Source organism: Pseudomonas syringae group sp. J254-4, from assembly GCF_032586855.1.
Taxonomy (GTDB): Bacteria; Pseudomonadota; Gammaproteobacteria; order Pseudomonadales; family Pseudomonadaceae; genus Aquipseudomonas; species Aquipseudomonas amygdali.
Map to the genome: position 1 here is coordinate 40152 of NZ_JAWHOO010000020.1, position 20107 is coordinate 60258.

A 20107-nucleotide genomic window follows, 5' to 3' on the forward strand; every position below is an offset into this window, starting at 1 on the left:
CCTTTCTGGACGCTCTGCGTCGTCTCCCAAGCACGCGGCGCCAAAAGCTGACGCGGAGCATCATGGACGGTATTTCCACGCTGGAGCCTGAGGAACGATCGCCATCCGTAAGAACGCTATCGTGCCCATGCTCCGCGTGGGTATGCCTTTCTGGACGCTCTGCGTCCTCTCCTGATCACGCGGCGCTTCACGACAAACGCATCGCCAGAGCCTTGGCCTGAATCGCCACGTCGGTCACTGCGGTGCTTTCCCACCACATGCCGCGCAGTGGCGGGCCCATGGCGAACAGGCGTGACGAGCAGTGACCTTGCGCGTCGAGCACCGCGCCACCGGCGTCGGCAGCAATGCCCAGCGCCAGCGGTCCGGGCTGAATCAAACCTCGCAGCAGCAATTGACGAGGCAACGGGCGATCCACCCGTCGCCAGTCGTACTCGATGCCGGTGGAGTTGATCAAGGCATCGCCAACGATCTGCGTCGGTTCGCTATCACCGCGCCGACGCACGCTGATCTGCACCTGGCCTGACGGCAGGCTCGCAACAGCCTGCAACGAAGCGGCGTCAATGCTCAGCCGACCTTGTCTGATCAGTTGCGCCAGCAATGCCGCGCTGGGTGGCGGCGAGCGATGGTGATGACTCTCCCACCATGGCCGTACATGACGGACAAACTGACGGCGCTGCCTGTCACTGGCCTGATTCCACAGCCTGCCGACGTTGGCGCGTACGGTGTCCAGCGGGGCCTGCCAGTCAATGCCGCTTTCGATGGCCAGCTCGCACTGCTCGCGCACCTTGCGTACCAGTTGGCGAGTGCTGCGGATACTCGGGTCCTGCGCCAGGAAATCAGACCATTCCGGTGGCTGGCGTCGTACATGGGGCAGCAGACCATGCCGGGAATAGATCTGAATCGGCCCGCGGTGCCCGGCCTTTTCCAGTGAGACCAGCGCATCGACCATGGTCAGCCCCGAGCCGATGATCAACACCCTGGACTGTGCATCGAGCTGTTGCATTGCCTGTACGTTCCAGGGGTCCAGCGCTGCCGCGTTCAGTGCGTTCGACTCACGCTGCGGTGTGCGTGAAGCGGCGTACATACCGGTCGCCAGCACGGCCTGGCTGCCACGCAATATACGACCGTCGGCCAGCGTGACGCTCACGCCCTGTTCATCGACCTGTACATCGACAGCTTCGCCGGGCACATGCGTTGCCGTAGAGCCAAACGCCTCGCCAGCGCCACGGGCTTCACGCAATCGCTGCTGGACATAAAGCCCGAACACGCCGCGCGGCGGGAACAGCTCGGCGACCGGGACCTTCTGCCCGGCCGCTTCAGGCCAGCCGCCCTCGGCCAGATAGGCCGTCAGCCAGCGCGTGAGGTCGTCCGGGTCATCGGGGTCGACGCTCATGCGCGCCGCATTGCCATTGAGCGTATGGCCCGGCTCTGTTGCGCTGTAGGCCTCGCCCCGGCCAAGCTCGCTGCGGGTTTCGATAATCAGGATCCGGCGCTGGCCAGGCCTGCGTAGCAACTGCGCCGCCAGCATGGTGCCGCTCAGACCGCCGCCGATGATCAGAATGTCAGCCGTCTGGTTAGGGTCTTCGGTCATCGAGCAGCACCTCGGTCGGGTTGCGATAAAAGAGTCGGGAGGTCAGAGCACGACGTTACGCACAAAGCGCAAGGGCACGTCAGCCTCATTGCAATAGCGATGCGGCTGATTGCTGGGGAACATGAAAAACTCGCCCGGGCCGACCTGTTGCACGGCTGCAGGATCGGAGAGGCGCAGAGTCAGATACCCCTCCACGATATACACCTGCTCACTCCAGCCATCCGGATCGGCTTCCGAGACATAGGCATCACCGGGCTCCAGGCAGAACTCCCACAGCTCGACTTCCCGGCGGGCAACCGCTCGGGCCAGCAGGACGGCCTTGCTGCCAGAAATCGTACCGGCCCAGGCCAGTTCGTTGATACGGCTGTAATCGGGATTTTCGGGGGCCTGGATCAAGTCACTGAACGCCACCTGCAATGCTTCGGCTACCCGGTCCAGCGTTGCCAGACTGACGTTTTTCTCGCCCGCCTCGATAGCGACCAGCATGCGGCGGCTGACCCCGGACTTTTCCGCCAGAGCGGTCTGGCTGAGGTCAGCGCAGTTGCGCAAACGCCGCACGTTCTGACTGACGTGCTGCAACACCGGTGGCCGCTGAGAATTTTCTTTGTGCATGGTGGTGCTCACATAAAACCGTTGCGCATTATACTGCCCAATCCGGGAACGCTTTCAGAGTGTTCTGCCTCTCATCAGGCGCATCGTCATTCATCGCCATTCACAGGAATCTGGAGCTGACATGAAGTCTATCAGCCGATTACCCCGCATCAGCAAGGCAGAAGCCGTGCTGATTCTGATCACCATGCTCTGGGGCGGTACTTTCCTGCTGGTCCAGCATGCGCTGACCGTCAGCGGCCCGATGTTCTTCGTCGGTCTGCGTTTCGCCGCAGCGGCGCTTATCGTAGCGCTGTTTTCAATGAAGGTGCTGCGCGGGCTGACCTTTATTGAACTCAAGGCCGGCGTGTTCATCGGCACCTCGATCATGCTCGGTTATGGCTTGCAGACCATCGGACTGCAAACCATCCCCAGCAGCCAGTCCGCCTTCATCACCGCGCTCTATGTACCTTGCGTACCTTTATTGCAATGGCTGGTGCTTGGCCGTCGACCGGGATTGATGCCGACACTGGGCATCCTCCTCGCCTTTACCGGGCTGATGCTGGTATCCGGGCCGCAAGGCGCTTCTCTGCAACTCAGCTCCGGTGAAATCGTGACGCTGATCAGCGCGGTGGCCATCGCCGCCGAGATCATCATGATCAGTGCCTATGCCGGCAAGGTCGATGTGCGGCGGGTCACCGTGGTGCAACTGGCAACCGCCTCCGCTCTGGCTTTTCTGATGATCGTGCCGACTCAGGAACGCTTGCCGGACTTTTCCTGGTTGCTGGTGCTCAGCGCAGTAGGGCTTGGCGCGATGAGTGCGATTATCCAGATCGCCATGAACTGGGCACAGAAAAGTGTTTCGCCTACCCGCGCCACGGTGATTTATGCCGGTGAACCGGTCTGGGCCGGGATTGTCGGAAGACTGGCCGGTGAACGCTTGCCGGGTATCGCCCTGCTGGGCGCAGCATTGATTGTGGCCGGGGTGATCGTCAGCGAAATGAAGCGGCGTTCTGCACCCGGTGAACAGAGCCTTGCTGAAGAAGATGGCATGCGCAAAGCCGAGTGAGCGGTGGTCGTTGTCCGCGGTTAAACACATTTCCCGTGACAACTTTTTGCTGACTTAAAAACAGCAGACACTTTTTGTAGGAAATTTCGGAAACAGTCCCTTTGGTATCGGGGTGTCTGGCACGTATGATGCTTGACATTCCCCTGCAGATTAGAAGCCTATGTCCCTGATAGTTCTACTGCTTCTGCCTTTCATCGGCAGCTGTCTGGCGGCTTTTTTGCCGCACAACGCGCGTAACGCAGAATCGTTTCTGGCCGGTCTGGTCGCCCTCATCGGCGCTATCCAGATGGCATTGTGGTTCCCGCAGATCGCCGACGGCGGCGTTATTCGCGAAGAGTACTTCTGGCTGCCGAGCCTGGGGATGAACTTCGTTCTGCGTATCGACGGCTTCGCCTGGCTGTTTTCGATGCTGGTGCTGGGCATTGGTGCGCTGGTCTCGCTCTACGCCCGCTACTACATGTCGCCAGATGATCCGGTGCCGCGCTTCTTCGCGTTTTTCCTGGCTTTCATGGGCGCCATGCTCGGCCTGGTAATGTCCGGCAATCTGATTCAGATCGTGTTTTTCTGGGAGCTGACCAGCCTGTTCTCTTTCTTGCTGATCGGCTACTGGCACCACCGCGCCGATGCACGGCGCGGCGCGTACATGGCGCTGATGGTCACCGGTGCGGGGGGGCTGGCGCTGCTGGCCGGCATGATGATCCTCGGCCACGTGGCAGGCAGTTATGACCTGGACCGGGTGCTGGCATCCGGAGATGCGATTCGCGCCCACGCTCTGTACCCGGTATTGCTGACCCTGATTCTGATCGGTGCATTGACCAAAAGCGCCCAGTTCCCCTTCCATTTCTGGCTGCCGCACGCGATGGCAGCCCCCACACCCGTGTCGGCATATCTGCACTCGGCGACCATGGTCAAGGCCGGGGTGTTTCTCATGGCGCGAATGTGGCCTGCGTTGTCCGGCACTGAGCAATGGTTCTGGATCGTCAGTGGCGCAGGTGCCTGTACTCTGATTCTGGGTGCCTACGCGGCCATCTTTCAAAATGATCTGAAGGGCCTGCTGGCCTACTCGACCATCAGTCACCTGGGCCTGATCACGCTGTTGCTGGGCCTCAACAGCCCGCTGGCTGCGGTAGCTGCGGTCTTTCACATTCTCAACCACGCCACCTTCAAGGCCTCGCTGTTCATGGCCGCCGGGATTATCGACCACGAGAGCGGAACGCGAGATATCCGGCGTCTCAGTGGGCTGGTGAAGCTGCTTCCCTACACCGCAACACTGGCGATGGTCGCCAGTGCATCGATGGCAGGTGTGCCGCTGCTCAACGGGTTTCTGTCCAAGGAAATGTTCTTTGCCGAAACCGTGTTCATTTCCGCCACTGCCTGGGTCGAGATTGCCCTGCCGGTGATCGCGACCATCGCCGGGATATTCAGCGTTGCCTATTCGCTGCGTTTCACGGTCGATGTGTTTTTCGGTCCGGCAGCCAAGGACCTGCCGCACTTGCCGCATGAGCCGCCGCGCTGGATGCGTGCACCGGTCGAACTGCTGGTGCTGACGTGTCTGGTGGTGGGGATCTTCCCGGCGCAATCGGTCGCTCCCCTGCTCGCCGCCGCTGCGCGTCCGGTAGTCGGCGGGACGCTGCCCGAGTACAGCCTGGCGATCTGGCACGGCTGGAACCTGCCGATGGTCATGAGCCTGGTGGCGATGGCTGGCGGTATCATCCTGTATCTATTGCTGCGCAAACCTCTCAAGCACGAGCGCATTACTGCCCCGCCGCTGGTGGGCAGACTCAACGGCAAGCGTTTTTTCGAACGCAGTCAGGTGGTGATGATGCACTGGGCGCGGCGTTTCGAGCGCAAGGTCAGCACTCGTCGCTTGCAGCCGCAACTGTTTCTGCTGGTACTGGCAGCTGTATCAGGTGGCTTCATCCCGATGTATTTCAGTGGCCTGACCTGGGGCGACCGGCCGAAGATTCCGGGTTCCGGGGTGTTTGTCACGCTCTGGCTTATCGCAATTGCCTGCGCAATAGGCGCAGCCTGGCAAGGTAAGTTCCACCGTCTGGCGGCACTGGTCATGGTCAGCGTCTGCGGCCTGATGACTTGCATCACCTTCGTCTGGTTCTCGGCACCTGATCTGGCGTTGACTCAACTGGTCGTGGAGGTGGTGACGACCGTACTGATTCTGCTCGGTCTGCGCTGGCTGCCGCGACGCAACGAAGACGTCGCCCCACTGAGTGCACGCCTGCGCGCTCGCACCCGGCGGATACGTGACTTCGGGCTGGCGGTTCTTGTCGGCCTGGGCATGGCGATGTTGTCCTACGCCATGCTGACCCGCCAGACACCCAACGCCATCTCGTCCTTTTACCTGAGCCGCGCGCTGCCTCAGGGCGGTGGCACCAACGTGGTCAACGTGATGCTGGTGGATTTCCGCGGCTTCGATACGTTTGGCGAAATCACCGTGCTGGCGGCAGTGGCGTTGACAGTGTTTGCCCTGTTGCGTCGCTTCCGCCCGCCGAAGGAAAGCATTCTGCTGCCCACACAGCAACGCCTGCTGGCCCGTGACGTGGTGACTGACCTGGTCAACCCGCGCAGTGCCAGCGATACCGCACTCGGCTTCATGATGGTTCCGGCAGCGCTGGTGCGATTGCTGCTGCCGATTGCCTTCATCATTTCGATGTACTTGTTCGTTCGAGGGCATAACCAGCCAGGCGGCGGGTTTGTGGCCGGGCTGGTGATGTCGGTGGCGTTCCTCCTGCAATACATGGTGGCAGGTACCCAATGGGTCGAGGCGCAAATGAGCCTGCGTCCGTTACGCTGGATGGGCACAGGCCTGTTGTGTGCGGTTCTGACCGGAGCCGGTTCCATGGTGCTGGGTTATCCGTTCATGACCACGCACACCGCGCACGTCGATTTGCCGATTCTGGGCGATATTCACATCGCCAGTGCGCTGTTCTTCGATGTCGGTGTGTACGCCGTGGTCGTCGGCTCGACGCTGCTGATCCTCACCGCGCTGGCTCACCAGTCGGTGCGCAGCCACCGTCCGACGCAACTGCCCAAACCCGTTGCCAACCCGCAAGGAATCCTCTGATGGAAGAAGTCATTGCAATCGCCATCGGCGTGCTGGCCGCCTCGGGCGTCTGGCTGATCCTGCGGCCACGCACCTTTCAGGTGGTCATGGGGCTGTGCCTGCTGTCTTACGGGGTCAACCTGTTCATTTTCAGCATGGGCAGCCTGTTCATCGGCAGAGAACCGATCATCAAGGACGGCATTCCTCAGGACCTGCTCAATTACACTGACCCACTGCCGCAGGCGCTGGTGCTGACCGCCATCGTCATCAGCTTCGCCATGACCGCGCTGTTTCTGGTGGTATTGCTCGCCTCCAGAGGCCTGACCGGCACCGACCATGTAGATGGCCGGGAGCCCAAGGCATGAGCTGGATGAATCAACTGATCATTGCGCCGATCCTGCTGCCGTTACTGACCGCCGGGCTGATGCTCTGGCTGGGCGAAAAGCATCGGCCGCTCAAGGGACGCATCAATCTGTTTTCCAGCATCCTCGGGCTGGGCATTTCCGTGGTGCTGTTTCTCTGGGTACAGCACAGCGGCAACAGTGGCTCGATCGGTGTCTACCTGCCAGGTAACTGGGGTGTGCCGTTCGGTATCGTGCTGGTGGTGGATCACCTGTCGGCACTGATGCTGGTGCTGACCGGCATCATCGGTGTTTGCGCCCTGTTGTTCGCGCTGGCGCGCTGGGACCGGGCAGGTGCCAGTTTCCACGCACTGTTCCAGATCCAGCTTATGGGGCTGTATGGCGCATTCCTGACCGCCGACCTGTTCAACCTGTTCGTATTCTTTGAAGTCCTGCTGGCAGCGTCATACGGCTTGATGCTGCATGGCTCCGGCCGGGCGCGGGTGTCGACCGGCCTGCATTACATTTCCATCAACCTGCTGGCTTCATCGCTGTTCCTGATCGGCGCTGCGCTGATATACGGCGTGACCGGCACGTTGAACTTCGCCGATCTGGCGATCAAGATCCCGCAAGTGGCAGAGTCAGATCTGGGCCTGCTGCATGCTGGCGCTGCCATTCTGGCCACGGCATTTCTGGCCAAGGCAGGCATGTGGCCACTGAACTTCTGGCTGGTCCCGGCCTATTCGGCAGCCAGCGCGCCGGTAGCGGCAATGTTTGCGATCATGACCAAAGTGGGCGTTTACACCCTGCTACGCCTGTGGACGCTGCTGTTTTCCGGGCAGGCCGGGGCCTCGGCATTCTTCGGCGGCGACTGGTTGATCTACGGCGGCATGGCGACGATTTTCACCGCTGCGATTGCGATCATCGCTGCCCAGCGCCTGGAGCGCCTCGCCAGCTTGAGCATACTGGTGTCAGCGGGCATTCTGCTGTCTGCGGTCGGTTTCGCCCAGCCGAGCCTGACCTCGGGCGCGCTGTTCTACATGGTCAGCTCGACGCTGGCGCTGAGCGCCATGTTCCTGCTGGGCGAATTGGTCGAGCGTTCCCGCTCGGCCAACGAGATCCCTCTGGAGTACGACGTGGATCAACTGCCCCGCACCCTTGAGTCGCTGCATCCGCCACCCGGCACCAACCTGGACGACGAGCAGAAAGTCGTGGTCGGTCAAGTCATCCCCATGACCATGGCATTTCTGGGCCTGAGCTTTATCGCTTGTGCGTTGCTGATTATCGGCATGCCACCGCTGTCGGGGTTCATCGGTAAACTCACGCTGCTCAGCGCCCTGATGAACCCGCTGGGGCTGGACGTCGCGCAGGACGAAGCGCTCTCAATCCAGGCATGGCTGCTGATCGGCCTGCTGATCTTTTCCGGGCTGGCGTCGCTGATCGCTTTTTCCAGGCTCGGCACACAGCGCTTCTGGACACCGCACGAGCGTCCTTCGCCGTTGCTGCGCCGCAACGAATGCCTGCCGATCATCATCCTGCTGGGCCTGTGCGTTGCGCTGACGTTCAAGGCAGAGCCTTTGCTGCGCTACACCCAGGACACCGCCGCCGCACTGCATGAACCCAAACAGTATGTGCAGTCGGTGCTTGCCACACGCCCGATACCCGGCCCTACCAGCCAGGAAGTCAGTTCGGAGGGGCAGCCATGAAGCGCCTGTTTCCGGCTCCTCTGCTTTCTCTGGCACTGTGGCTGTTATGGCTGGTGCTGAACCTGTCGATCAGCCCTGGCCACCTGCTGCTGGGTGCCGTGCTGGGCTTTCTCGCGCCCTTGCTGATGGCACCGCTGCGCCCGCTGCCGGTGCGCATCCGCAAACCCGGCACAATCCTGAAGTTTCTGTGCACGGTCGGATGGGATGTGGTGGTGTCCAACCTTCAGGTCGGTTTGAGCGTATGGCGCCTGGAAGGTCGTCCGCCACGCTCGGCTTTTGTGCGTATCCCGCTGGACCTGCACGATGCCCACGGCCTCGCCGCGCTGGCGATGGTCACTACGGTCGTACCCGGAACGGTATGGTCGGAACTGGCATTGGATCGCAGTGTGCTGCTGATGCATGTTTTTGATCTGGAGGATGAAGCGCAATTCATTGAACACTTCAAGACCACCTATGAGCGACCGTTGATGGAGATCTTTCAATGAGTGCACTGCTCGACAACGCGATCCTGATCAGCCTGCTGATCTTCGCCCTGGCGATGGTGATCACCCTGCTCCGCCTGCTCAAGGGCCCATCGGCCCAGGACCGGGTGCTGGCGCTGGACTACCTGTACATCATTGCCATGCTGATGATGCTGGTGCTCGGCATCCGCTACGCCAGTGACACGTACTTCGAAGCAGCCATGCTGATTGCCCTGTTCGGCTTTGTCGGCTCCTTCGCTCTGGCCAAATTCCTGCTGCGCGGAGAAGTGATCGAATGACCGGACTGCCGAACACCGTGCCCTTCTGGGCCGAGATACTGACCGCCGGGCTGCTGATCGCCAGCAGTCTGTTTGCATTGACCGGTGCTCTCGGGCTGCTGCGCCTCAAGGACTTCTTCCAGCGCATGCACCCGCCAGCCCTCGCCTCGACGCTAGGTGCCTGGTGCGTCGCGCTGGCGTCGATCATCTATTTCTCTGCTCTGAAGGCAGAGCCGGTGATTCACGCCTGGCTGATTCCGGTGCTGCTGGCGATCACCGTGCCTGTGACCACGCTGCTGCTGGCACGTACAGCGCTGTTCCGCAAGCGCATGGCCGGTGACGATGTACCCGCAGAAGTCAGCAGCGGCACTGGCAATGGAGAATCGGCAGGCGGCTGAGCTCTCAGCCTGGCCAGTGTTACTCGCTGGCCTTGAAGGTCAGCTCGCCCTTGCGCCATTTGGCGGCCTTGCCGACTGCGCCTTTGAGAACCTTGCTCATGCCGATCTGCAGCTGCTCTTTTGCGGCAAACACCATGACCACAGCCTGACCTTCCTTGAACACAATGCCGTGGCCTTCAGGGATATCGACGAATGCATATTCGCCCAGCCCATACACAGTCATTTTGATTTCACGGAATTTCAATTCGAGCTTGCCGCCTTCACGGCTTGGCAATACCGACGCGCGGAAATGATCGCCTACCTTGAGCTCCAGGCGCGGCTTGTCGTCGACGACCAGAGCGGTTTCGGTGTCGATTTCAGCGATATAAATACCTTCGGCTGACTGCTCGGTGATGTAGACAAAACGGGACTGAAACTGCTTGACCAACTGTGCGCGGAGATCGCCGAGCACGAACAAGGCATGGGTATCCAGATTACTTACAGCCAAAGTACAAACCCTCAAACATGAAAATGAGGCTGCCTGATGTCAGGGCAGTCAAGAAAGTGGTTAATCCATAGACCGCGTCAAGCGACCGGAAATTTTCCGGCACGCTGCACGCAGAAGCGCTGAAAGCGCCACCGCAAACCTTGTGCAGGCGGGTGGCGGATTCTACCGGCTCATGGCAGCTACGGGATATATACCTTTTGTACACTGCAGTGTCGCAAAAGCGCTGGTGCCCTGAAACCGGCGGCCAGCCTGATCACGGCTCAAAGGCTGGACGGGCTCCAGCCAGGCGATCAGTGTGCATTCGGCGATACTGGAAACATATCACTTGTAGGCAGAGCACAAAAGGCCATCTTCTCACACGGCCAAATGCATCGAACTCTTGAGTGCGTCGGCCACTCCCATAAGAACTGATGAAGACGGGGATATCCCCCGGCGAGGAGATGACATGGAACAGACTACAACGACCATCAACGACCTGTTCGCCCAACTGGCACTGGATTCGGACGATGAGAGCATCGAAGCGTTCATCGCCAGCCATCCCCTGCCTGACGACGTGAAGCTGATTGATGCCGACTTCTGGACGCCGCGGCAGGCTGACTTTCTCAAGGAGCAGCTGCATGAGGATGCCGAATGGGCGATGGTGGTCGACGAACTGAATGTGCGCCTTCACAAAAAGCCCGAGTGAACCACTCGGGCGTTGATTCCTACTGCGGATAACCGGGCTGGCCGACATTGGGATGCAACGTCCTGCCACCCGGTTGCGGAGCATGCACAAAGACGGCGTCGCCAAAGGTGCCCATTCTGCCGACCACTGCATTCCAGTGCGCGGACTGATGGATATAGCGCCAGCGCAATAGCCGCTCTTCATGACTTTCCAGTAAGTAAGGCCCGCCTCGCGCATAATCGATCAGGCGGGCTGAAATGCGTTCGAGCTCGGGAGGAAGCTGAAATTCAAGGCTGTTTGGCACCGGGCCGAAAGGCACCCCCTCGTCACAGGCCAGTGCATGCATGACCTGTAGCGACACCCTCGACAAGTGACCAAAAACCTGGCGGTTCATCCCCACTGCAGCAACGATCGTTTTCATGCCATTCAGGGTTTTTCTGCACGGGTAACATTTGCTTTCGCAGGTCTGAACCCTCAGAAATGCCTGGCTGTCCAGCGGGTCGATCCAGTCATCCCGGCTCATGGCGCTTAACAGGGCCTGGGCGTCCTTCCAGCAAGGCGCCGCCTCACACGGGCTGTCACGATTGACCTGGCTGCTTTGCGGACGCGTGAGCAACACGCTTTCTTCCATCTGTGGAGGATAACCACCGCCTATATCGGAATGGGCACCGGGTAAAACGATTTCTTTCGGCCATGCCGGCAGGACGCTGTTAAGCGCGAAGTTACGCCGTGATTCATCACGAGCCACCAGATGCAGCACCTGTTGGGCACACCCCGGCGGCAAGTAAAGATTGACCCTCCTGTTGTTCGCGTCCCGGGTATTGCCCATATCCCTGAAACTGCCGATGGCGGCGACAGTGTCGAACAGGCCGATAACCTTGAGCCGTACACTGCCGTTGCGCCAACTGAAATGCTCACTGAGCCTGACCTTGCGGCTTTGAAGTATCGGCTCAAGCATTCCTGCCTGCTGTTTCAGCACTTCGTTGGCCAGGTGCCTGGCCGACGCAGCACCGCGACTGAAGCCGAACACGTCCAGCTCAAGCCCTTCCAGTACACAATCCGGGTTGTCCCGTGGAAATGCCTTCAATACCGTTTCAAGCTTTCTGAATGCATTTTCCACCTTGCATATCACACCAGTGGTGCCCCGACCGAAACTCTGCCCCGGCCATACCGAATCACGCCCGCCGGAGGTAGTACCCGCCCCGCTTACATAGATCGAGTAGTACACTCTCAAGCCTGCACTGTCATGTTCGGCAACACGCTGCAGACGATAAAGATCGACCAGCCTGGCTATATTGCTCGGATCATTACTGTAACTACTGCCAGAATGAGCATGACGACCCGCGCACTCTTTAATGTGCTGACCACCATTTATTTCAATCAATGCCTGACAGTCAGCCCCGATCTGACTGTTGACGCGATTATTTCCCGTACCGTCGAAGAAAATTCCGACCCGCGCGGTAACGCGCCGCGTTACCACATCCGAGATTGCTGCCGTTTGTTCGACACTCCATTTATCGTTCATATCTTTTCCATCCTTAGAGGCAGGCCAAGAAAAGGCCGCACTTAAATCAAAACGTAAATAACGTTGATTTAAACAGCTTGCTTAAAGACGGTGATCAGTCAAGTCATGCAGCGCGTATTCAGAGTATTCCTACAACTTCTGTCGTCAGGTATTTATTATTTATAAACAAACACCTACACGTGTGTGCAAACGGGTTTCAGAACCCGCAATTTCACCAAACAGAAAAACCAGCCGGGCAGGTTATTTAATACTTGATCTAACCTGAGCCGCCTGTTTTAAAAATCAGCGGCTTTGCGGTTTATACCCAAGGCGCAGACCACCCCAATGTCGCCCGTTGACCACAATAGGCACGGACAGGTCGTGCATCAACTCGCCAGTGTCCCGCGTGTAGGTTTGCAGCAGGACAGGCTGTTGATGGCTGCCGCAGCGAATGCCGGTACGGTCATCGAACTTGCGCTTGCTTCGATTACGCGCATTGTCCACCGTCGCATCGCCTGTCAAAGGCTGACTGAAAGCGTTGTTGTGCGTCGGCACATAACCTTGCTGCGTGCAGGCAATGGCGAATACCAGACCTTCATGGCGCGAGAGCAGCGGTTCTTGCAATGCTGGCAAGACCTGATCGGTGTAGCGATCAAAACGCGTGGTAAAGCGGGTGGGTGAGGTATTGGGGACGGGTTTGTAGTTGCGATCAAACAAGTCATCCAGGCTGACGCGCCCCTGCACAATGTCAGCCTCGAATTTTTCCGCGATCAGCCGCGCCCCTTCGCGAGCCAGGTCATAGATACGCTGATGATATTCATCCAGACCGACCTGAGCCAGCCGCTGGCTGATGGTCTCGGCCTGCCCCTCCATCTGCACGGCGGCTTTGGCCAGTTGCCGGGTTTGTTCATCGCTGACGGCAAGATCACTGCGCATGTGCTCGACAGCATCGAACAGGCTGGCCAACTGGTCCTGGTTGCTCCTCGCGCCTTGAGCAATTTCGCTGACCTGGCTTTCCACCTCGATCGCAAGCCGGGCAATGTTGCCCAGATGCTGGCCGGTCAGCTCGACCTGCTCGACCCCCGCATCGAGGTCAGAAGACAGCTCGCGAATCTGCTCCACCACCTGAGCGGTGCGCTGCTGGATATCGGCCACCATCTGCCCGACTTCCCCGGTGGCGCTGGCGGTACGGCCGGCGAGCCCGCGTACTTCGTCAGCGACCACCGCGAAACCGCGCCCGTGCTCACCTGCCCGGGCAGCTTCGATGGCCGCATTAAGCGCCAGCAGGTTGGTCTGGCTGGCGATGGATTGAATGACCAGCGTCACACGCTGGATTTCTTCACTGCGCTGGCTCAGCGCCTCGATCAACTCACGACTGCCGATAGCACGCTTGCTCAAGAGGTGCATGCGCTCGATGGACTCATTCAGAACGCTGCTTCCCGATTCGCTGCGCTGACGCGCCTCGCTGGCTGCAACCAACGCCTGTTGACTCAACTGGGCAGTCTGCTGCTCGGTCGCAATCATCTGTTCGGCGCTGTTGACTATCTGTCCGGCAGCACCCAGCTGCGACTGCACCTTGCCCGCCAGTTGCCCGACAGAAAATGCCACCTGAGCGGCCGACAGTGCATTGTGACTGGTGGTACGCGACAGGTCGCGGGTCAGCAGCGCGATATCACTGTCACTTGCCTCGACTTGTAAGCCAGGCTGCCTTCTGCGCAACAAAAGCGGCAGCCAGGCCACCAGCAGCGCTGCGGGAATGACGATATAAAGAGACAAACCGATAACGCTCATGGCGGCGAACAGCAGGCATAACACGACACTTTGCACCGCCGGCACCCACCACTTCGACGCAGCACCGCGAGCATCGGCCAGTGGTAATCCGGCTGCCATGGATAGGTTCTCGGCCATGCTGCGTCACCCCGTCGGTATTTATCATTATTACGTTTATTAAACGCTAGATAACGGCCTTATGCCATGCCCCGTTGGTCGTAGCGAGCAATCCGTTTTCGACAAATTCCGCGCACAACAAAACCGGGAGGCAATCGCTTGCCTCCCGGTTCGGTCACTCAGCTGCTGCCTGCGTATCAGGCCTGACGCTGGTGCTTGTCGATCTGCTCGTGGCGCTCTTGCGCCTCGATGCAATATTTGGTGGTCGGGCTGATCAGCAGACGCTTCAGGCCGATTGGCTCACCGCTGTCATCGCACCAGCCGAAGGTATCGTCGGCAATACGCGAAAGGGCCATTTCCAACTGGGGCAGCATGCGCTGGTCGCGGTCAATCACATTGACCAGCCAGTGACGCTCCTCTTCAACCGAAGCAGCGTCTGCAGGGTCGGCAGGCGTGTCCAGGCTCTCGATCGCAATACGGCTCTGCTCGATTCGCTCGTGGATCTCGACCTTCATGCCCTGCAACAGCTCGACGAAGAAAGCGTGCTGCTCGGCGTTCATGTAGTCATCGGCCGGCATGGCCAGCAACTTTTCCTTTGTCATTTATTTCTCTATAAAAAAACGTGCATTGAGGAGCGGCTTGACGTTGCCGTGCAAACCAATAATCTCCAAGCGCCACCTGGCACTCAATTTACGAGGGGCGGCAGTCTAAGGCCGGCTAGCGGGCTCGGCAACACAATTGAAGGATTTTTGTACAACAATTGCCGTAAAACCCTTGAAATGCGGGCGAAAGACCCGGCCAGCATGCTGCTTGATGAGGCTCTGACCTGCTGACAGCTAATCGGTTCCTGCAACATCCAACGCACAAAAGGGCCTGAAAAGGCCCTTTGATGCAGATGATTGAAATCAGCGCTTGGTCTTGCGCTTGTTGCGATATTGATCGATTACTACCGCCACTACAATGATCAGACCTTTGATAATGTCCTGAACATAAGCATCTACGCCGACAAAGGTAAAACCACTGGCCATTACGCCGAGAATCAGCGCACCGATCACAGTGCCGGTAATTCGTCCTACCCCACCGGACAGGCTGGTGCCGCCGATGACTGCGGCAGCGATAGCGTCCAGTTCATAAGACATGCCCATCCCGGCCTGCCCGGTTGCGGCACGTGCCGAGGCAACCACCCCTGCCAGCCCGGCCAGCAGCCCGGCGATGCTGTAGACGATAACCAGGTGGCGCTTGACGTTGATCCCGGAAGTACGCGCAGCCTGCATGTTGCCGCCGATGGCGTAGGTGTATTTGCCGTACTTGGTGTAACGCAAGGCGATGTGGAAGATCACCGCCACCACCAGAAAGATGATCACCGGCATCGCGCCCTGCCCGATAGCCGTGTAGGAATCCGAGAGCATGCTCACCGGCTGACCTTCGGTGTAGAAACGCGCCAGGCCACGCGCGGAGACCATCATGCCCAGCGTGGCAATGAACGGCGGAATACCGGTTATGGCAATGATGCTGCCGTTGATGGCACCCGCCAGCAGCCCGACTCCGAGCCCGACCACGATCGGAATCCACACCGGCAGGTCGGTCAGGGAAGGGAATACCGCCCGGGAAAAGTCCGAGGTTTGCGCCAGACTCGCGGCAATCATCGCCGACAGTGCCAGCACCGAACCGGATGACAGGTCGATGCCTGTGGTAATGATCACCTGAGTCACGCCGATGGCCAGCAAGCCGATGATCGATACCTGAAGGATCATCAGCACCAGACGCTGGGAGTTGAGCAGAAAGCTCTGATCACGGACGATCCAGCCAAACAGCTCAAAGATCAGGCCGATGCCGATCAGCACCAGAAAAATACTCAGCTCGGTTGGCAGCCGCCGTTTGTTCCTGGTCGGTGCCAAGGCTGGTTTGTTTTGCGAAATCGCGTTGCTCATGTTCGTTCCCCTTTTGTTCTTCTTCTACCGAGCGCTGTAGTGCGAACTCAATGAACCTTGTGGCCGGAGGCCAGATGCATGACTTTTTCCTGGGTCGCTTCGCCTCGATCGAGGATCCCCATCATTTCGCCTTCGTGCATGACCATGACCCGGTCGCTCATACCGAGGACTTCCGGCAGCTCTGAAGAGATCATGATGACGGCCATGCCTTCACTGGCGAGCAGGGAGATCAGGCGATAGATTTCCGCCTTGGCCCCTACGTCGATGCCGCGGGTGGGCTCATCCAGAATCAGTACCCGGGGATTGGTCATCAGCCAGCGTGCCAGCAACGCCTTCTGCTGGTTACCGCCCGACAAGGTGTCGATGCACTGCTCCAGTGACGGGGTCTTGACCCGAAGTTTTTTGCACATGTCCTCGCACAGCGCACGCAGTGCCTTCTGTTGCACGAAACCGTTGCCGGCATAGTTGGCAAGCACGGCCATTTCCATGTTTTCCATCACCGACAGGCATGGAAACAGCCCAGTCAACTTGCGGTCTTCCGTCAACAGCGCAAAACCCAGTTCAATGGCCTGATGCGGGTCGGCAATGTGTACCGTAGTGCCATCAAAGCGTACCTCGCCGCTGTCGCTGGGGGTTATGCCGAACAGGGTCTCGGCCACATTGGTCCGGCCTGACCCCATCAATCCGGCAATGCCAAAAATCTCTCCGGCACGCAAATCGAAACTCACGTCCTTGAAAATGCCGTTCAGGCACAGGTTGCTGACTGAAAGCAGCACTTCGCCTGGCGGCTTTTCCCGCTCGGGGAACAGTTGCGTCAACTCACGCCCTACCATCATGGTGATCAGGCTGTCGCCGTCCATACTTTCGGCGCGCTGCAGGCCGATATAGGCGCCGTCGCGAAAAACCGCTACTTCGTCGGCAATCTCGAAAACTTCGTTCATCTTGTGGGTGATGTAGATGATGCCTTTACCCTGAGCGCGCAGGTCGTTGATGATCGAAAACAGGTGAGCGACTTCGGTTTCGGTGATGGCCGAAGTCGGCTCATCCATGATCAGCACGTCCGAGTTATATGACACAGCTTTGGCGATCTCGACCATCTGCCGCTCGGCGATATTCAGGTTGCCCACCAGGTCTTCGGGATCGAGCCTGATGCGCAGGCGCTCCAGCAGTTCGGCAGTGCAGCGGTGCATTTCCCGGTGATCAACCATGTGCAGACCGTTGAGCTGTTCGCGACCGATCCAGATGTTCTCGGCGATGCTCATGAATGGCATCAGGTTCAGCTCCTGATGGATCATCGCAATGCCGGCCTGAAGGGCCGAAAGTGGCGTCTCGAAGCGAATCGGCTTGCCACGCAAACGGATTTCGCCCGAGTCCGGCTGGTAGATGCCAGCGATGATTTTCATCAGCGTTGACTTTCCGGCACCGTTCTCGCCCATCAGCGCCAGCACGCTGCCGGGGCGCACACGCAGTTGGACGTCGTTGAGCGCGATGACACCGGGGAAGCCCTTGCTGATATGGCTGATTTCCAGCAGATAAGGCGGCTGGGCATCCGGCGTTGGGCTACCGCTGTCACTGGACGGCAGATCGCGTTGTGCGGGCGGGTTGGCAGTAGCTGAACCAAACATGATCACAACTCCTCAAACGGCAGGCTGCGGGAGGAAAGATCCTCCCGGGCCTGGCGATCGTTGTTATTTGAAGGTGGCGACGTTTTCAGGCGTGATCAGGCGATAAGGGATGATGATCGCCTGGGGCTCGACCTTTTCCTTTTTCGCCATTTTCACGGCAGCATCAATCGCTCCGTCGGCCTGGCCCTTGGCGTCCTGGAAAACGGAGACTGCGAGGTCGCCCTTGGTAACGGCGTTGAGCCCGTCTGGCGTACCGTCGACACCGGCGACTAAAACGCTGCCTTTAGCCACATCCACGCCTGCCTGCTTCAGCGCCATCGCCGCGCCAATGGCCATTTCATCGTTGTTGGCCAGCACCGCGTTGAATTTACGGCCCTGGGTAAGCCAGTCGTTGGTCAGGTCCATGCCCTTCTGGCGTAGCCAGATGCCGGTCTGCTCCTGATCTATCTTGATGTCCGGGTACTTGGCCAGCACCTCTTTGATGCCCTTGGTGCGGTTTTGCGTGGAGTTGTTGGCCAGGTCACCCAGAAGAATCATGACACTGCCCTTGCCTTTCATTTTGTCGGCGATGTATTGCGCCTGAAGTCGACCTGCCTCCATGTCATCCGACGTAACGGTGGCGACGCCTGCAGGCAGTTTCGGATCGTCAGGGCGGCGGTTGACGTAGACCAGCGGGATGCCGGCGGCGACCGCGTCCTTGGTGATCCGCGCAGTGGCAGCGGTGTCGACAGGATTGACGATCAGGGCGTCGACTTTCTTGTTGACCAGGTCCTTGACCTGGTCGAGCTGTTTGTTGACGTCCGCGCGGGCATCGACGAACTGCAGGTCCACTTTCTCGGTCGTGGACATGGCTTTGGCCTTGGCATTCATGTCGTCACGCAGGTAGGTCAGCCAGGTGTCATCGAACTGCGACATGGCCACACCGATCTTGATATCGGCCAAAGCTGCACCGCTGCCCAACATCAGCGCAATGGCCAATGAGGTCAAAGCAATCTTGGTCTTCATGAGGATCTGTCTCCAGATTATTGTTGTTCGGATGCAGCGAATCAGCGTGACAGGCGGATCCCGGTTGCTCCGGGAATGCAGAACAGTTGCGCGTCCTTGTGTTGCACGCACATGCCACGGGCAACGATTGTGAGAAATCGCTCCATGGTCCGAATCCAGAATGAAGAGGTGGCAGAACGCTTGGCGGTGAGGCCAGAGGTAGGGGTTTTCATCGACAGTACCTATCTTTTGTTTTGTTTTTGTTGGTGTGCATCTCGTGACTTGAAAGACCTTCAAAGCCCGAGTGATTCGATAGTCGGTAACCTGAAAAAGACTCTATTGGAAAATATTTTCCAATTCAACTGGTTTTAGAATTTTATTCCATTTCATTTTTATTCGGCTGCAGATACGACAAAGCCCGACGCTTGTCAGGCGTCGGGCCTTGTCCGATGGCAGGCTTTTATATGCAGCGTGGCACACGATGATTACAGCACCACAACCCGCCCTTCACTGGCGCTCAAGCGGGCTGCATCCATGACCTGTGCCGATGCAATGGCATCATGAGGATCAACCGGATTACCGCCCTGCTCGTCAACGGCGCTCTGCAACAGGCGGTAGAACTCAAGCCAGCAGCCGCGCTCCGAAGGCACACGCTCGCGGTGCTCACCCTGCTCGAACCAGCCCCAGCGCCGATGCTCTTCGACACCCCAGCGCTCGCCCTCGGACCGTGGCGTGAGGCCGGCAAACGCAGCCTCCTCCTGACCGTCCAGCCCTTCGACGCTGTAACAACCCTTGGTTCCACTGACCCTGAAACGCGGCTTGGGGGTATTTTGCAGACAACTGCCTGACAGGTGCGAAGTCACACCGCTGGCATGACTCAAGGACACGAAGAACGTGTGGTCCAGTACGTCTTGCGGCGTAGCGAACTGCAATTCTGCGTACACCCGCTCGACCGGCCCGAACAGTACCAGTGCCTGATCCACCAGATGACTGCCCAGGTCACGCAGCATGCCACCACCGCTGGCCTTGCCGACAGAGCGTGGCGAATAGCGCTCGATACTGGACTCGAACCGGCTGATCTGCCCCAGCGCCTTGTTGTCGATCAATTTGCGCACGGTGAGGAAGTCGGAATCCCAGCGCCGATTCTGATAAACGCTAAGCAGCACGCCCCGCCGTTCGGCCGCTTCCACCAGCTCGCGCGCCTGGGCGGCGTCGCTGGCAAAGGGTTTGTCGCTGACCACCCCGACGCCCAGCTCTATCGCTTCAAGGATCAACGCTCGGCGCGAAGCCAGGGGCGTGGAAATCACCACGACATCGACCCCGGCAGCGACCAGCTCAGCCAGCGTGTCGAAGGTTGCCACGCCGGGATGATCGTTGGCCACTTCCTGCTTTCGCTCGGGTGAACGGGTGACAACGCCTGCAAATGTGGCACCGGGCAAACTCGAAATCAGCGTTGCATGAAAGTAACGCCCGCCTTTGCCGTAGCCCACCAGCCCTGCTCGCATGGATATCTCCTGTAGTCCATGAACCTCATG

At 59.1% G+C, this 20107-nt stretch carries 18 protein-coding genes; 8 read left to right on the forward strand and 10 right to left on the reverse strand.

Annotated features, from left to right (window positions below; translation table 11 throughout):
- Positions 1-187 precede the first annotated feature (187 nt).
- A complete protein-coding gene (locus tag RYB09_RS21030; protein ID WP_058401616.1) occupies positions 188-1591 on the reverse strand; it encodes an FAD/NAD(P)-binding protein in 1404 nt (467 codons plus the stop codon).
- Positions 1592-1633: 42 nt separating this feature from the next.
- Complete coding sequence (locus tag RYB09_RS21035) at positions 1634-2203, reverse strand: helix-turn-helix domain-containing protein (protein ID WP_058401615.1); 570 nt, start codon at positions 2201-2203, stop codon at positions 1634-1636.
- A 121-nt stretch (positions 2204-2324) separates the two neighbouring features.
- Between RYB09_RS21035 and RYB09_RS21040 the strand changes: the two genes are divergently transcribed.
- The 7 genes from RYB09_RS21040 (at position 2325) to RYB09_RS21070 (ending at position 9490) form a co-directional block, all read left to right on the forward strand.
- Positions 2325-3248, forward strand: a complete 924-nt coding sequence (locus tag RYB09_RS21040; protein WP_058401614.1) for a DMT family transporter — start codon at positions 2325-2327, stop codon at positions 3246-3248.
- A 160-nt stretch (positions 3249-3408) separates the two neighbouring features.
- The gene (locus tag RYB09_RS21045; RefSeq protein ID WP_058401613.1) at positions 3409-6327 is read left to right on the forward strand and encodes a monovalent cation/H+ antiporter subunit A; all 2919 of its coding nucleotides are present in this window, start codon (positions 3409-3411) and stop codon (positions 6325-6327) included.
- Positions 6327-6671 carry a Na+/H+ antiporter subunit C gene (locus RYB09_RS21050; protein ID WP_002554068.1) on the forward strand — a complete coding sequence of 115 codons (345 nt, stop codon included), beginning with the start codon at positions 6327-6329 and terminating at the stop codon, positions 6669-6671. Before RYB09_RS21045 ends, RYB09_RS21050 begins: the two co-directional genes overlap by 1 nt.
- Positions 6668-8353: a monovalent cation/H+ antiporter subunit D gene (locus RYB09_RS21055; protein WP_058401612.1), complete on the forward strand. Its 1686-nt coding sequence runs from the start codon at positions 6668-6670 to the stop codon at positions 8351-8353. The genes RYB09_RS21050 and RYB09_RS21055 overlap by 4 nt, the downstream gene beginning before the upstream one ends.
- Complete coding sequence (locus RYB09_RS21060) at positions 8350-8838, forward strand: Na+/H+ antiporter subunit E (protein WP_058401611.1); 489 nt, start codon at positions 8350-8352, stop codon at positions 8836-8838. Before RYB09_RS21055 ends, RYB09_RS21060 begins: the two co-directional genes overlap by 4 nt.
- Positions 8835-9113 carry a K+/H+ antiporter subunit F gene (locus RYB09_RS21065; protein WP_002554071.1) on the forward strand — a complete coding sequence of 93 codons (279 nt, stop codon included), beginning with the start codon at positions 8835-8837 and terminating at the stop codon, positions 9111-9113. The genes RYB09_RS21060 and RYB09_RS21065 overlap by 4 nt, the downstream gene beginning before the upstream one ends.
- A complete protein-coding gene (locus RYB09_RS21070; RefSeq protein ID WP_002554072.1) occupies positions 9110-9490 on the forward strand; it encodes a Na+/H+ antiporter subunit G in 381 nt (126 codons plus the stop codon). Before RYB09_RS21065 ends, RYB09_RS21070 begins: the two co-directional genes overlap by 4 nt.
- Positions 9491-9509: 19 nt before the next feature.
- Here RYB09_RS21070 and RYB09_RS21075 read toward each other — a convergent pair whose 3' ends face one another.
- Positions 9510-9977 carry a hypothetical protein gene (locus RYB09_RS21075; RefSeq protein ID WP_058401610.1) on the reverse strand — a complete coding sequence of 156 codons (468 nt, stop codon included), beginning with the start codon at positions 9975-9977 and terminating at the stop codon, positions 9510-9512.
- 445 nt (positions 9978-10422) lie between these two features.
- Here RYB09_RS21075 and RYB09_RS21080 point away from each other — a divergent pair, with 445 nt between their 5' ends.
- Positions 10423-10662 carry a DUF2789 domain-containing protein gene (locus RYB09_RS21080; protein ID WP_002554074.1) on the forward strand — a complete coding sequence of 80 codons (240 nt, stop codon included), beginning with the start codon at positions 10423-10425 and terminating at the stop codon, positions 10660-10662.
- Positions 10663-10681: 19 nt separating this feature from the next.
- On the opposite strand, the gene RYB09_RS21085 is transcribed toward RYB09_RS21080, so the two are convergent.
- From RYB09_RS21085 to RYB09_RS21115, 7 genes are all read right to left on the reverse strand, one after another.
- Positions 10682-12166 (reverse strand): DUF2235 domain-containing protein, encoded by a 1485-nt coding sequence (locus RYB09_RS21085; RefSeq protein WP_316890072.1) that lies wholly within the window; start codon positions 12164-12166, stop codon positions 10682-10684.
- A gap of 282 nt (positions 12167-12448) precedes the next feature.
- A complete protein-coding gene (locus RYB09_RS21090) occupies positions 12449-14053 on the reverse strand; it encodes a methyl-accepting chemotaxis protein (RefSeq protein ID WP_230016470.1) in 1605 nt (534 codons plus the stop codon).
- A gap of 176 nt (positions 14054-14229) precedes the next feature.
- Positions 14230-14634 carry a TraR/DksA family transcriptional regulator gene (locus RYB09_RS21095; RefSeq protein WP_002554078.1) on the reverse strand — a complete coding sequence of 135 codons (405 nt, stop codon included), beginning with the start codon at positions 14632-14634 and terminating at the stop codon, positions 14230-14232.
- A 303-nt stretch (positions 14635-14937) separates the two neighbouring features.
- Positions 14938-15963: an ABC transporter permease gene (locus tag RYB09_RS21100; protein ID WP_002554079.1), complete on the reverse strand. Its 1026-nt coding sequence runs from the start codon at positions 15961-15963 to the stop codon at positions 14938-14940.
- A gap of 47 nt (positions 15964-16010) precedes the next feature.
- Complete coding sequence (locus tag RYB09_RS21105; RefSeq protein ID WP_316890076.1) at positions 16011-17588, reverse strand: sugar ABC transporter ATP-binding protein; 1578 nt, start codon at positions 17586-17588, stop codon at positions 16011-16013.
- 63 nt (positions 17589-17651) lie between these two features.
- A complete protein-coding gene (locus RYB09_RS21110) occupies positions 17652-18593 on the reverse strand; it encodes a sugar ABC transporter substrate-binding protein (protein WP_058401606.1) in 942 nt (313 codons plus the stop codon).
- A 464-nt stretch (positions 18594-19057) separates the two neighbouring features.
- Positions 19058-20077: a Gfo/Idh/MocA family protein gene (locus tag RYB09_RS21115; protein ID WP_058401605.1), complete on the reverse strand. Its 1020-nt coding sequence runs from the start codon at positions 20075-20077 to the stop codon at positions 19058-19060.
- Between the last annotated feature and the right edge of the window lie 30 nt (positions 20078-20107).

Excerpts from the sequence above, each read along its gene's own strand:
- RYB09_RS21030 (WP_058401616.1), bottom strand. The coding sequence starts at position 1,591 with ATGACCGAAGACCCTAACCAGACGGCTGACATTCTGATCATCGGCGGC.
- RYB09_RS21035 (WP_058401615.1), bottom strand. The coding sequence starts at position 2,203 with ATGCACAAAGAAAATTCTCAGCGGCCACCGGTGTTGCAGCACGTCAGT.
- RYB09_RS21040 (WP_058401614.1), top strand. The coding sequence starts at position 2,325 with ATGAAGTCTATCAGCCGATTACCCCGCATCAGCAAGGCAGAAGCCGTG.
- RYB09_RS21045 (WP_058401613.1), top strand. The coding sequence starts at position 3,409 with ATGTCCCTGATAGTTCTACTGCTTCTGCCTTTCATCGGCAGCTGTCTG.
- RYB09_RS21050 (WP_002554068.1), top strand. The coding sequence starts at position 6,327 with ATGGAAGAAGTCATTGCAATCGCCATCGGCGTGCTGGCCGCCTCGGGC.
- RYB09_RS21055 (WP_058401612.1), top strand. The coding sequence starts at position 6,668 with ATGAGCTGGATGAATCAACTGATCATTGCGCCGATCCTGCTGCCGTTA.
- RYB09_RS21060 (WP_058401611.1), top strand. The coding sequence starts at position 8,350 with ATGAAGCGCCTGTTTCCGGCTCCTCTGCTTTCTCTGGCACTGTGGCTG.
- RYB09_RS21065 (WP_002554071.1), top strand. The coding sequence starts at position 8,835 with ATGAGTGCACTGCTCGACAACGCGATCCTGATCAGCCTGCTGATCTTC.
- RYB09_RS21070 (WP_002554072.1), top strand. The coding sequence starts at position 9,110 with ATGACCGGACTGCCGAACACCGTGCCCTTCTGGGCCGAGATACTGACC.
- RYB09_RS21080 (WP_002554074.1), top strand. The coding sequence starts at position 10,423 with ATGGAACAGACTACAACGACCATCAACGACCTGTTCGCCCAACTGGCA.
- RYB09_RS21085 (WP_316890072.1), bottom strand. The coding sequence starts at position 12,166 with ATGAACGATAAATGGAGTGTCGAACAAACGGCAGCAATCTCGGATGTG.
- RYB09_RS21090 (WP_230016470.1), bottom strand. The coding sequence starts at position 14,053 with ATGGCCGAGAACCTATCCATGGCAGCCGGATTACCACTGGCCGATGCT.
- RYB09_RS21095 (WP_002554078.1), bottom strand. The coding sequence starts at position 14,634 with ATGACAAAGGAAAAGTTGCTGGCCATGCCGGCCGATGACTACATGAAC.
- RYB09_RS21100 (WP_002554079.1), bottom strand. The coding sequence starts at position 15,963 with ATGAGCAACGCGATTTCGCAAAACAAACCAGCCTTGGCACCGACCAGG.
- RYB09_RS21105 (WP_316890076.1), bottom strand. The coding sequence starts at position 17,588 with ATGTTTGGTTCAGCTACTGCCAACCCGCCCGCACAACGCGATCTGCCG.
- RYB09_RS21110 (WP_058401606.1), bottom strand. The coding sequence starts at position 18,593 with ATGAAGACCAAGATTGCTTTGACCTCATTGGCCATTGCGCTGATGTTG.
- RYB09_RS21115 (WP_058401605.1), bottom strand. The coding sequence starts at position 20,077 with ATGCGAGCAGGGCTGGTGGGCTACGGCAAAGGCGGGCGTTACTTTCAT.